The sequence below is a fragment of the Microbacterium resistens genome (genome assembly GCF_031456305.1).
Taxonomy (GTDB): domain Bacteria; phylum Actinomycetota; class Actinomycetes; order Actinomycetales; family Microbacteriaceae; genus Microbacterium; species Microbacterium resistens_A.
Window position 1 is genome coordinate 1 of the sequence record NZ_JAVDUM010000007.1, and the last position, 11783, is coordinate 11783.

The window sequence follows — 11783 nt, forward strand, 5'->3', positions numbered from 1 at the left end:
CGGAAGCTAAGCCTCATAGCGCCGATGGTACTGCAGGGGGGACCCTGTGGGAGAGTAGGACACCGCCGGACTCCTTTTCACGGAAAGGCCACCCATCGAAGGGTGGCCTTTCCGCATTTGTTCGAGAGAAAGCCACCCATCGAAGGGTGGCCTTTCCGCATTTGTTCGAGAGAAAGCCACCCAGCGATGGGTGGCTTTCTTGCGTTAACGCGGAGGCTCCCGGGGAGAGTGTCGGGGCGCGAGCGCGTCGACCTCCGCCGCGTGCGCGTCGGGATTCTCCGCGCTTACGCCCGCCCGTGCAGGCCCGCGCTACGCGCGAGCCTGCACGGGACGCCGCCTCTCGATTCCCAGGCATCTCGTCATCGACGGAACGGCGAGGCAGGGCTAGCCTGGCCTCAGGCAGCCGCGACGTCTGCCGATCCGATGACGACAGGGGAACGCTGATGGACGCGATGATGATGGACTCGATGAAGACCGCGATGCCGGGCATGGAGATGGACATGGCGGCGATGCAGGCCTGTATGGACGCGTGTGCGGCCTGCGAGCAGGCGTGCACGGTGTGCTCGACGCAGCTGATGTCGTGCTCTCCCGCGTGCATGAACTGCGCGGACATGTGCAACACGATGATGCGGACGATGATGCGCATGCAGGGGATGACGCCGGCCGCGATGATGGCGATGCTCGACGCCTGCATCGCCATGTGCCAGGTCTGCATGGACGAGTGCATGGAGCACGCCGACAACAGCGAGGTGTGCAAGATGTGTGCCGCTGCCTGCCAGGCATGCATGGATGCGTGCGCGATGGTGCGGGAGAGCATGATCGCGGCCCGCTGACCGCAGGCTGGTCTAGACTCGACGGATGCATGTTGTGGTGAGCGCCCTGAGGGCGCGGAAGGAGGTCGTCGGCGCGCGTTGTGCCGACGGCAGAGGCTGATTCCCCGCCGGCGGCGGATCCCGTCGCCGGTGATCGGAGCACTCACGGGCGACAAGTCATGCCCGCGCCTCGGCGATCGCGTTCCACGGAACGGCGACCTGCCGTCCTTCACATCGCCGTTCGCTGCGGCGACATCACCACTCCTCAGAGAGCACAGTCATGCTTCCCGTCACTGAGCGCGAGATCCGCGCCTCCTTCATCAACGCCTCCCGCAAGGAGGTCTCGTCCCTCACGCTGCCGCCCAGCTTCGCCGAGATCGATTTCGATCGGCTCGACTTCCTCGGCTGGACCGACCCGAAGATGCCGCGTCGTGCCTACGTCGTCTCCTCCGGCGAGGCGGGCGTGGTCTCGGTTCTTCTCCAGCGCGCCGAACAGCGGGTGCTGGCACGAGCGCAGTGCTCGTGGTGCGACGATGTGACCCTGCGCCATGACGTCCAGTTCTTCGCTGCGCGCAAGGCGGGCACAGCAGGCCGCAACGGCGGCACGATCGGGACCCTGATCTGCTCCGGTTTCGAGTGCTCGGCCACCGTTCGGCGGCTTCCCCCACTCGCTTACGAAGGGTACGACAGGGAGACCGCCAGGGAACTGCGGATCCTCCGGCTGCAGGAGCACGTGCAGGGGTTCATCGCTGAGCTGAGCTCCTGAGCAGGCTCGGACCGGGACTCGGATCCTGACCCGGCCCACCCGGCCCTGCTCTGGTCAGTCCTGAGCAGGACCGGGTCGATCCGAATCAGGCAGCGGCGACGTTGTAGCGGAGGGGGCCGATCGCCAGCACGTTCCAGCGCAGGTGCAGCGCGACCGGCGTGCCGGGAACGGCGTCGAGGGCGGCGCCCCCGGCGTTCCAGACCGTGTGGGCGTCGCCGTCGAGCGCCGTCACCCGGACGACTCCGGCGGCGGCATCCGTCTCCGTGACGATGCCGTCGATCCATCCGAGCGGTGTCGCGGATGCGAGGCGGTTCTGGATGAGGTGGAGCGCGTGACCCGGCGCGAAGGAGGAGCAGACGTCGCCGTGCTCGCACATGCAGGCCGTGCCTCCGCGCACCTCGAGGGGCGAGAGACGGGGCTGCGGGGTGCTCACGGGATGACTCCTTCTGTCTGTTCCGGTCGACTCAGCGTAGAACCGGGTGCGGACGGGCAGAAGCCGGGTCGACACGGACGGAAACAAACGCCGCCGTGAAGGCGCGCCCTGATGCGCGCCCTCGGCGCTCGGACGGTCAGGCGCGGTCGTGGAGGGTGACGTGGTAGCCGTCGGGGTCGATGAGGGTGAACGTCCGGCCGAAGGGCCCGTCGATGGGGGCTGCGGCGATCGAGTGGCCGTCCTCGACCAGCGCGTCGTGGATGGCGTCGACGTCCGTGGCGTGGAGCCAGACCGCGACGCCGATCCCGGGTCGGGCGGCGGAGGCGAGGTCCGTGCCTGGGACGACGTCACGGAGGGCGAACGCGATCGGCGTCGTCTCGAAGACGACGGCGTGAGGAGGGCCGGCCGGCGAGCGGACGAGACCCAGGTACCGCTCGTAGAAGGCCTGCGAGGCGTCGAGATCCTGTGTCTGAAGGGAGATGAAATCGGGGCCGGTGACGGACATGGTGTCGCTCTTTCTCTCTGTGTCAGTTTTCTGACATGCGCAACCATATGTCAGAATACTGACATGAGTCAAGGCGATACGGGCATCGATCTGGAGACGTCGCTGGGGTATCTGCTGAAGGAGGCGTCGAGCGCTCTGCGCGCTGCGATGGAGGAGGTGCTGCGGCCCCTCGGGATGAGCATCACGCACTACTCCTGTCTCGAGCTGCTCGCGCAGCGTCCCGGCCTGTCGAGCTCCGAGCTCGCGCGGGGCGCCTTCGTGACGCGACAGTCGATGAACGTGCTGCTCCAGGCGCTGGAGAGGGAGGGGGCCGTCACCAGGCCCGCGGAGGCAACCGTCGGAAAGGTGCTCCCTGCCCGGCTCACGCCTCACGGCCGACGGAGCCTGGCTGCGGCGACCGCGGCCGTCCGCTCCGTCGAGAGGAGGATGCTGGCGGGGATGACCGAGGCCGAGCAGGCGGACGCGTTCCGCATCCTGCAGAGCATGGTCCACTCCCTCCGCAGTGGCAGTGGCAGTGGCAGTGGCAGTGGCAGTGGCAGTGGCAGTGGTCCCGCGGGTGATGACCTCGGGACGCACGGACGCCCGACCGCCGATGGCGGGTCGGGCGTCCGTGCGGCGCTACGGGACTGAGGGTCAGCCCTCCTGCCCGCCCGGCGCGCGAAGGTGGCGGATGTGCGCCGCGTGGCGCGCCAGATGGTTCGGCGACCGGCGCACGAACATCCATGCGCCGAAGAGGATCACGAACCAGATCGGCGTCACCAGGAGCGCGATCAGCGTGTCCGGCTGCGTCGTCAGGGCCCAGAGGACGAACAGGAAGAACCCGAAGACGACGAAGACCATGAAGACGCCGCCCGGCATCCGGTAGGCCGACGAGGCAGCGGCCTCAGCGCGGTTGCGACGATAGGCGAGGTAGCTGAGCAGGATGATCGTCCACACGAACATGAAGCAGACGGCCGAGACCGTGGTGACCATGTCGAACGCCGTCCCGATGTCCTCGCCCGCGTAGAGCAGCGCGACGCCCGAGAGCAGGAGCACGCAGGACAGGAACAGGGCGTTCTGGGGGACCTTGCGTCGGGACAGCTTCGCGAAGACCTTCGGGGCGTCGCCGTCCTGCGCGAGACCGAAGACCATGCGGGAGGTGGAGTAGATGCCGGAGTTGGCGCTCGACAGCGCCGAGGTCAGCACCACCAGGTTCACCACGGTCGCCGCGATGCCGAGGCCTGCAAGCGCGAACATCGCGATGAACGGGCTCTCCCCGGCCTGGTACTCGGTCCACGGCGTGACCGCCATCAGCACGACCAGCGCGCCGACGTAGAACAGCATCACGCGGATCGGGATCGCGTTGATCGCCCGCGGGAGGTTGCGTCGCGGGTTCTTGGTCTCGGCGGCGGCGGTCCCCACCAGCTCGATGCCCACGAACGCGAAGACGGCGATCTGGAAGCCGGCGACGAAGCCCATGAACCCGTGCGGGAAGAGGCCGCCGTGGTTCCAGAGGTTGGCGAAGTCCGCGCGGCCGGCAGGGTGCTCGAAGCCGGTGAAGATCAGGACCAGGCCGGTGACGATCAGGGCGACGATCGCGATGATCTTGATGAGCGCGAACCAGAACTCCACCTCGCCGAAGGCGGCGACGGTCGGCAGGTTCAGCGCGAGGAGGATCCCGATGACGATGACGCCGGGGATCCAGAGCGGGATGCCGGGGATGAGGGCCTGGGAGTATCCGGCGATCGCGATGACGTCGGCGACGCCGGTGACCACCCAGCAGAACCAGTACGTCCATCCGGTGAAGAAGCTCGCCCAGGGGCCGAGCAGGTCACCGGCGAAGTCGCTGAACGACTTGTACTTGAGGTTGGACAGCAGGAGCTCGCCCATCGCCCGCATGACAAAGAACAGCATGAAGCCGATGATCATGTAGACGAAGATCACGGAGGGGCCGGCGACCGAGATCGTCTTGCCGCTCCCCATGAACAGTCCGGTACCGATCGCGCCGCCGATCGCGAGGAGCTGGATGTGGCGGTTGCTCAGCGCGCGCTGGAGATGCTCCTCCCCCTCGCCGCCTCCGTTCGGCTTCCCGGTGTGCGCGCCCTCACTCGGCTTGGTGGTGGTCATCAGGCATCCCCCCTCGTCTTCATCGACTCGACGGTGGTCACTGTACTGCATGCCGGCCCTCGGCCTCGGCCCGCACGGGCGAGGGGCGGAGAAGAGGCGGTGCTCAGCCGCGCAGAGCGGTCCTGCACGAGGCGGTGTCGGAGACCGTGATCTGCGGCGGGAACAGCGTCATCACCTGGACTGCCGCGTCGTGGTTGGCCGCCGTGGAGCCGGCGCAGGCGTCCGCGGCGATCGTGATGCGGCCTCCGGCGTCCGCCCCGGCGAGTGCCGTGGAAATCACACAGCAGTCCGTGGAGACGCCGGCGAGGACGACGGGGGCACCTCCCGTACGTGCCTCCAGCGCAGGGCCCCATTTGCCGAAGGTCGGCAGGTCCAACGTCGGATGGGGGGACAGCTCCCGCGCCTCGGGCACGAGGTCGAACAGCGGGTCCGTCTCGGGGCGATCGGCGAACGGCCAGGCCGCGAAGTAGTCGCCCCAGGAGGAGGACCGGTCGGCGGTCGGGAGCCAGCGCGTGACGAGCACCCGGTCGCCCGCCTCGTCCGCGAGCCGGCGGACGTTCGCGAACGCCTCGGCGAAGAAGGGCGACCCCCAGGCCGAGTCCGGGGAGGCGAAGATGTGCTGCGGATCGATCACCACGAGCCAGGGCGCTGCGTCCGTCGTCACGCCTGCTCCTGGCGACTGATCCGTCCGGCCCTCGCGAACCAGGCGACGACGAAGGACAGCGCCAGCGCGAAGAACACTCCGAGGTTGGCGTAGGCCCACTCGCCCTCCTTGCCGCCGATCAGGAACAGCAGGTACCCCTGCCAGTTGTTCCACGGCGCGGCGTCGGCGAAGCCGTTGACCACGAAGCCCCATCCGATGACCGAGGCGACGATCATCGTGCCGATGGAGATCCCGTCCCAGGCGCGATAGCGGCCGGCGGGGTCGAACAGCGCCTCCTCGTCATAGTCGCGGCGCCGGCGGAGGATATCGGCGATCAGGATGCCCGCCCAGGACGCCATGGGCACGCCGAGCGTGATGAGGAAGGACTGGAAGGGCCCGATGAAGCTCGTCGCGAAGAAGACCACGACGATCGTTCCCGCGGTGAGGATCACCCCGTCCACCGCGGCGGCGGCGGGGCGGGGGATCCGGATCCCCAGGCTCAGGAGCGTCAGCCCGGAGGAGTAGATGCCGAGCACCGCACCCGAGACGAGGGTCAGGATCGCGACGATGAGGAAGGGGAACAGCGCCCACGGCGGGAGCAGGGTGGCGAGGGCGCCGATCGGGTCCGCACCGACCGCGGCGGCGAGGCCGTCGTCCGAGGCGGCGAGCAGGAGGCCGAAGAAGACCAGCACGACCGGGGCGACCGAGCCGCCGATGGTATTCCAGGTCACGATCTGCGCGTCCGAGGCGGTACGCCGCTGATAGCGGGACCAGTCGGCGGCGATGTTGATCCAGCCGAGCCCGAACCCCGTCATCACCATGACCAGGGCGCCGATCATCTGCGCGAACGTCCCGTCGGGGCGCGAGAAGGCGGCGGACCAGTCGATGTGCGAGAACGTGAGGACGAGGAACAGGATCGTGAAGCCGCCGGTCAGCCAGGTGAGCACCGACTGTAGCCGCATGATCGTGTGGTAGCCGAGGACCGATGCCCCGACGATGAGGGCCGCGACCAGCACGGTCGCGATCACCTTGACGAGCACGTCTCCGTCGGCGCCGACCCAGCCGAGCGCGTGGAGCACGGTGGTCGTGGCGAGGACCGCGGTGATCGCGAGCGAGGTCTCCCAGCCGATCGAGGTCAGCCAGGAGACGACGCCGGGGATCTTCTGGCCCCGCACCCCGAACGCGGCGCGCGAGAGGACCATGGTCGGGGCGGACCCGCGCTTCCCGGCGATCGCGATCAGGCCGCACAGCAGGAACGACACCACGATCCCGATCACGGAGACGACGGTGGCCTGCCAGAGCGAGATGCCGAAGCCCAGCAGGAAGGAGCCGTAGGACATCCCGAACACCGAGACGTTTGCGGCGAACCAGGGCCAGAACAGGTCGCGGGGCCTGGCGGTGCGATCGGACTCGGGGACGATCTCGATGCCCGTGCGCTCGATCAGCGTCGAGGAGGAGGGCGACGTGCTCTCGGTCATCCCCTCATCCTGGCACCGTGCGACCCCGTAGGGGGAGTCCCCGCGGTGCCACGGTCGGTCAGCCGGCGAAGAAGGCCCCGGCGACCCGGGACAGGTCGTGCAGGTCGCTCACGCCCGCGAGCTCGCGGGCCGAGTGCATCGACAGGATCGGGATGCCGACGTCGACGGTGCGGATGCCGAGGCGCGTCGCGGTGATCGGCCCGATCGTCGATCCGCAGGGCACGTCGTTGTTCGAGACGAACTCCTGCGAGGAGACGCCCGCCGCCTCGCACCACCCGTGCCAGGCGGCGGCGCCCAGCGCGTCGGTCGCATAGCGCTGGTTCGCGTTGATCTTCAGGATGGGCCCGGAGCCGAGGACGGGCTGCACGACCGGGTCGTGCTTGCCCGCGTAGTTGGGGTGCACCGAGTGCCCGACGTCGCTGGACAGGCACCACGACGCCGCATAGGCGCGACGGGTGTCGGCGATGTCTCCGCCGAGGCCGGCGTAGATCCGCTCCAGGACGTCCTCGAGGAACGGTCCCGCGGCACCCGAGCGCGAGCCCGATCCCAGCTCCTCGTGGTCGAACGCGGCGAGCACGGCGATCCGGTCCCCGTCGAACCCGCCGCTCGCGAGCTCGGCGAGGGCGACGACGCCGGCGTGGACCGAGGCGAGGTCGTCCAGGCGCCCGCTGGCGAAGAACGCGTCGTCCTTGCCGAAGACCGCGCCGCGGGCGGCGTCGGCGAGCACGGCGTCGAACCCGCGGACCTCGGCCGGATCCGCGCCGGCCGCGTCGGCGAGCTCGGCGAGGAGGTCGGCGTCCGCGGGGTCGCCCAGCCCCCAGACGGGCTGCGTCTCGTACTGCTTGTCGAGCGACAGGCCCGAGTTCGCCGAGCGGTCGAGGTGGATCGCGAGCTGGGGGAGTCGGAGCAGGGCCCCGGTGTCGGCGAGGAGGACGCGGCCGTCGGCGAGGGCCAGGCGCCCGGCCAGGCGCAGCTCGCGGTCCAGCCACGAGTTCAGCAGCGGACCGCCGTACACCTCGACCGCGGCCTGCAGCCAGCCCCGGGACCCGGTGGTCGGGCGCGGCTTGAGCTTGAACCCGGGGGAGTCGGTGTGCGCGCCGAACACGTTCGCCGGCGTGGTCGCCGTCGCACCGGCCGGGACCGCCCAGGCGATCGCGGCGCCGTCGCGGACGACGACGTACCGCCCGCCCGCCTGCGCCGGCCACTCGGCGGTCTCGTCGAGCCGCTCGAAGCCGGCGGCCTGAAGCCTGCGGGCGACCTCCTCCGCGGCGTGATAGCTCGACGGCGAGGCGGCGACGAAGTCGGCGAGGTCGGCGACGTGGGAGAGGGCGGAGGGCGAGGGGGCCATCGAGGCACCTTCCTGACGGTGGACGCGGCTCCCACGATCCTATGGTCGGGATCCGTCGTCCGCTAAAACGAGACATGTTGTCTCGTAACATGTTATGTTCGTCGGGAAGACAAGACCCGAACGGAGAGACCATGACCGCTTCTCCTCCCGCCCGCACCGCCGTCCTCGCGACGGCCTTCGCCTTCCTCATCGTGATGGCCGGGACGACCCTTCCCACACCGCTGTACGCCATTTATGCGGAGCAGCTCTCCTTCGCCCCGCTCATGGTCACGCTGCTGTTCGCGGTCTACGCGTTCGGCGTCGTCGCGGCGCTCGTCGTCTTCGGGAGGCTGTCCGATGTGATCGGCCGTCGCCCGGTGCTGATCGCCGCGGTCGTGCTGGCGATCCTCAGCACGGCCCTGTTCCTCCTCCCGCCGGCCCTGCCCGTGCTGTTCGCCGCCCGGGTGCTCTCCGGCCTCGCCGCCGGGCTCATGAGCGGAACGGGCACAGCCGCGATCATCGACCTCTTCCCCGCCGCGCGCCGCGCCTCCGCGGGCACGCTCGCGGTCGCCGTCAATGCCGGAGGGCTCGCTCTCGGCACGCTGGGCGCCGGCGTGCTCTCGGCCCTGGTCGCCGCGCCCCTCGTCGTCCCCTATGCCGTCTACCTCGCGCTCTCCGTGCTCGCCCTGCTCGGGCTCATCGTCCTCGTGCCGGCCCCGCGGGTCGCTGCGGGCGCGCGGTTCCGTGTCCAGCGGGTGTCCGTCCCCGCACGGATCCGCGCCCCGTTCGTCCGCGCGGTGCTCGCCGCCGGCTCCGGGTTCGCGGTCCTCGGCGTGCTCACGGCCACCAGCGCCCTGTTCCTCGCCGGGTCCCTCCATCTCGCGAGCCACCTGCTGGCCGGCGCCGTCGTCGGCATCGCCTTCTTCGGGATGGCCGTGGGCCAGATCCTCGCGCGGAGGATGACCGCGCACCGTGCGCTCGTGACCGGATGCCTCGGACTCGTCGCCTCGGCGGCCATGCTCGGCCTTGCCTTCGCGGTCACGGGGCTCGCCTGGCTCATCGCCTCGGCGGTCGTCACGGGGGTCGCGGGCGGCCTGTGCATGAACGCCGCGATCGGGACCACGGTCGAGCGGGTCGAGCCCGCCGAGCGCGGTGCCGTGTCCTCCGCCTTCTTCGCGGGCGTCTACCTGATGCTGGCGGTGCCCGCGATCATCGTCGGGATCCTCGCGGGAGCGACCTCGCTGTCCGCGGCGGGCCTTGTGCTCGCGATCGCCGTGGCCGTCCTCGCGCTGGTCGTGGCGTGCGTGGAGCTCGGCGCCCGCGGTACCGGGACGACCCCGGAGCCAGGCGTCTGACGTCGTGCCCGTGGGCTGGTGTGACCCGGGTATGAAGAAGGGCAGGTCTCCCTGCCCGCACCTCCATTCTACCGGCGGGGGTGGGGCTTGCGGCAAGGCCCCCTCGCCCCGGCACAATGGGTGGCCCCCTGCGAGACCGGAGCCTCGATGACGCCTGATCAGACCACGAAAACCACCCTGGAGAAGACGCGGATCTTCGCCCTGCCCACAGCCCTCTCCCGCAAGGCGGCGCCCGCCGCGATCTCCGCCGACGAGGCGCACCTCCGTGCCGTCGTCGCGACCCTGGACGCGGAGATCGAGGAGCTCGGAGACCGCCTCGTCCGGCTCAAGGGCATGCATGTCCGCCACGGGCAGGAGGCACTGGACCGGGACCTGGAGATCCATCGGACCGCCGCGCGGCGGCAGCTGCTGCGCCGGTTCGGAGCTGATCTGTGCCTGGGGCGCATGGTCGGCCGCGACGATCCGGCGCCGGTCTACGTCGGACGGATCGGGCTGAGCGACCACGACGGGCGACGGCTGCTCGTGGACTGGCGTGCGCCGGCCGCCGAGCCCTTCTTCGGCGCGACGCACGCCGACGCGCACGGCCTCGTGAGCCGCCGTCGGTACCGCTGGACCGGTCAGCACGTGACGGACTACTGGGACGAGGTGTTCGACCCGGAGGCGCTGCGCGCGGCGGGGGAGGCCCACGCCGCGCTCGATGACCAGTCCGCCTTCATCGCCAGCCTCGGCGCGAGCCGATCGCCACGGATGCGGGACGTGCTGAGCACGATCCAGGCCGATCAGGACGCGATCATCCGCGCATCCTCCCGGGGCGCGCTCGTCGTCGACGGCGGCCCGGGGACGGGGAAGACGGTGGTGGCGCTCCACCGCGCTGCCTACCTCATGCACGCGGAGCCGCGTCTCGGGCGCGGCGGGGGCGGGATCCTCTTCGTCGGCCCGCACCGTCCCTACCTCTCCTACGTCGAGGACGTGCTGCCGAGCCTCGGGGAGGACGGCGTCCGCGTCTGCACGCTCCCGGATCTCGTGACCGAGGGGCGGGAGGGCGACGCGATGCCCGTGGAGGAGGATCCCGAGGTCCTGCGGCTCAAGTCCTCGGCGCGGCTGCTCGACGCGGTGACGGCCGCGGTCCGCTACTACGAGGACCCGCCGACCGTCGCGCTGCGGGTAGAGACGCCGTGGCGGGATCTGACGATCGAGCCCGAGGACTGGGCGGACGCGTTCGAGGCGCCGGAGTCGGGCACGCCCCATGACGAGGCGCGCGACGTGGTCTGGAACGCGCTGATCGGCCGGCTCGTCGAGAGCGCCGCGGACGATGACCTGCCGCCGCGACAGCTGGACCGGGCGCTCCGGCAGAGCCGCCCGTTGCAGCGGGCCTTCACGCGGGCGTGGCCGGTGCTGGACCCGGCCGGGGTCGTGGCCGACCTCTGGTCCGAGCCCGCCTACCTCCACCTGTGCGCGCCGTGGCTGACCGCGCAGGAGCGGGCATCGCTCCAGCGTGCGGATCCCCGGGCCTGGACGCGGTCGGACCTGCCGTTCCTCGATCTGGCGCGGGACCTCATCGGAGACCCCGACGCGCCGCGGTCCCGGCGGCGGCAGGAGGCGGTCACCGAGGAGGAGCGCGAGGTTCGCGAGCGGGTGATCGACGAGCTGCTCGCGGCGGACGATGATCGCGAGGGCGAGGTCACCGGCTTCTTCCGCGGCGAGGACGGCGAGGGCATGCGGGACATGCTGCTCGGCGAGGCGGACTTCCTCCGGTCCGACCCCGACGCGCTCGCAGGTCCCTTCGCGCACGTCGTCGTGGACGAGGCGCAGGAGCTCACCGACGCCGAATGGCGGATGCTGCTGCGCCGGGTCCCGTCCCGGAGCCTCACCATCGTCGGCGACCGCGCGCAGGCACGGCACGGCTTCTGGGAGAGCTGGCAGGAGCGACTGGAGCGGATCGGGCTCCGCGGCGTCCGCGAGTCGACGCTGAGCATCAACTACCGCACGCCGGAAGAGGTCATGCTCACGGCGGAGCCCGTGATCCGCGCCGTCCTGCCGGACGCGAACGTCCCGACATCCGTGCGGCGCAGCGGGATCCCGGTCCGGCACGCCGCCGTCTCCGAGCGCGATGCGATCGTCGCGGCCTGGCTGGAGGCGCACGATGAGGGGATCGCGTGCGTCATCGGCGGCGTGCCGTACCGGCATCCGCGCGTCCGATCGCTGACCCCGCAGACCGCGAAGGGGCTGGAGTTCGACCTCGTGGTGCTGGCCGACCCCGCAGCCATCGGCGAGGGGATCGAGGGTGCCGTCGACCGCTACGTCTCGATGACCCGCGCGACGCAGGAGCTCGTCCTCCTGAGGGATTGAGGGGTTGGG

10 protein-coding genes, 1 rRNA gene and 1 pseudogene are annotated in these 11783 nt (G+C 70.5%); 6 read left to right on the forward strand and 6 right to left on the reverse strand.

Going from position 1 to position 11783, the window contains the following annotated elements; all coding sequences use genetic code 11:
* The 3 genes from rrf to J2Y69_RS08870 all read left to right on the forward strand — a co-directional run.
* Positions 1-71 (forward strand): 5S ribosomal RNA (gene rrf / locus J2Y69_RS18110); the annotation flags it as partial.
* A 372-nt stretch (positions 72-443) separates the two neighbouring features.
* Positions 444-833 (forward strand): hypothetical protein, encoded by a 390-nt coding sequence (locus J2Y69_RS08865; protein ID WP_310019737.1) that lies wholly within the window; start codon positions 444-446, stop codon positions 831-833.
* Positions 834-1092: 259 nt separating this feature from the next.
* On the forward strand, positions 1093-1578 hold the full coding sequence (locus tag J2Y69_RS08870; protein ID WP_310019739.1) for an FBP domain-containing protein: 486 nt from the start codon (positions 1093-1095) through the stop codon (positions 1576-1578).
* 85 nt (positions 1579-1663) lie between these two features.
* Here the strand turns inward: J2Y69_RS08870 and J2Y69_RS08875 are convergent, their stop codons facing one another.
* Entirely contained in the window at positions 1664-2011 is a 348-nt protein-coding gene (locus J2Y69_RS08875; RefSeq protein ID WP_310019740.1) for a hypothetical protein, read from the reverse strand.
* Positions 2012-2147: 136 nt separating this feature from the next.
* Positions 2148-2516: a VOC family protein gene (locus tag J2Y69_RS08880; protein WP_310019742.1), complete on the reverse strand. Its 369-nt coding sequence runs from the start codon at positions 2514-2516 to the stop codon at positions 2148-2150.
* A 63-nt stretch (positions 2517-2579) separates the two neighbouring features.
* Between J2Y69_RS08880 and J2Y69_RS08885 the strand changes: the two are divergent.
* Positions 2580-3023 (forward strand): annotated as a pseudogene (locus J2Y69_RS08885) (MarR family winged helix-turn-helix transcriptional regulator); the annotation flags it as partial.
* Between the two features lie 126 nt (positions 3024-3149).
* Here the strand turns inward: J2Y69_RS08885 and J2Y69_RS08890 are convergent.
* The 4 genes from J2Y69_RS08890 to J2Y69_RS08905 all read right to left on the reverse strand — a co-directional run bounded on the left by J2Y69_RS08890 (position 3150) and on the right by J2Y69_RS08905 (position 8091).
* Positions 3150-4622 carry an amino acid permease gene (locus J2Y69_RS08890; RefSeq protein ID WP_310019744.1) on the reverse strand — a complete coding sequence of 491 codons (1473 nt, stop codon included), beginning with the start codon at positions 4620-4622 and terminating at the stop codon, positions 3150-3152.
* A 103-nt stretch (positions 4623-4725) separates the two neighbouring features.
* Positions 4726-5286 carry a cysteine hydrolase family protein gene (locus J2Y69_RS08895; protein WP_310019746.1) on the reverse strand — a complete coding sequence of 187 codons (561 nt, stop codon included), beginning with the start codon at positions 5284-5286 and terminating at the stop codon, positions 4726-4728.
* Positions 5283-6743, reverse strand: coding sequence for a purine-cytosine permease family protein (locus J2Y69_RS08900; protein WP_310019749.1), 1461 nt, complete (start codon positions 6741-6743; stop codon positions 5283-5285). Before J2Y69_RS08900 ends, J2Y69_RS08895 begins: the two co-directional genes overlap by 4 nt.
* 58 nt (positions 6744-6801) lie before the next feature.
* On the reverse strand, positions 6802-8091 hold the full coding sequence (locus J2Y69_RS08905) for a M18 family aminopeptidase (protein WP_310019751.1): 1290 nt from the start codon (positions 8089-8091) through the stop codon (positions 6802-6804).
* 131 nt (positions 8092-8222) lie between these two features.
* On the opposite strand from J2Y69_RS08905, the gene J2Y69_RS08910 reads away from it, so the two are divergent.
* Both J2Y69_RS08910 and helR read left to right on the forward strand, forming a co-directional pair.
* Positions 8223-9425 carry an MFS transporter gene (locus tag J2Y69_RS08910; protein ID WP_310019753.1) on the forward strand — a complete coding sequence of 401 codons (1203 nt, stop codon included), beginning with the start codon at positions 8223-8225 and terminating at the stop codon, positions 9423-9425.
* 147 nt (positions 9426-9572) lie between these two features.
* Entirely contained in the window at positions 9573-11774 is a 2202-nt protein-coding gene (gene helR, locus J2Y69_RS08915; protein WP_310019754.1) for an RNA polymerase recycling motor ATPase HelR, read from the forward strand.
* The last annotated feature ends 9 nt before the right edge of the window (positions 11775-11783 follow it).

What these genes read in the sequence shown, in the direction of transcription:
- J2Y69_RS08890 (WP_310019744.1), bottom strand. Translation starts at nt 4,622, where the DNA reads ATGACCACCACCAAGCCGAGTGAGGGCGCGCACACCGGGAAGCCGAAC.
- J2Y69_RS08910 (WP_310019753.1), top strand. Translation starts at nt 8,223, where the DNA reads ATGACCGCTTCTCCTCCCGCCCGCACCGCCGTCCTCGCGACGGCCTTC.
- J2Y69_RS08880 (WP_310019742.1), bottom strand. Translation starts at nt 2,516, where the DNA reads ATGTCCGTCACCGGCCCCGATTTCATCTCCCTTCAGACACAGGATCTC.
- J2Y69_RS08905 (WP_310019751.1), bottom strand. Translation starts at nt 8,091, where the DNA reads ATGGCCCCCTCGCCCTCCGCCCTCTCCCACGTCGCCGACCTCGCCGAC.
- J2Y69_RS08865 (WP_310019737.1), top strand. Translation starts at nt 444, where the DNA reads ATGGACGCGATGATGATGGACTCGATGAAGACCGCGATGCCGGGCATG.
- J2Y69_RS08900 (WP_310019749.1), bottom strand. Translation starts at nt 6,743, where the DNA reads ATGACCGAGAGCACGTCGCCCTCCTCCTCGACGCTGATCGAGCGCACG.
- helR (WP_310019754.1), top strand. Translation starts at nt 9,573, where the DNA reads ATGACGCCTGATCAGACCACGAAAACCACCCTGGAGAAGACGCGGATC.
- J2Y69_RS08870 (WP_310019739.1), top strand. Translation starts at nt 1,093, where the DNA reads ATGCTTCCCGTCACTGAGCGCGAGATCCGCGCCTCCTTCATCAACGCC.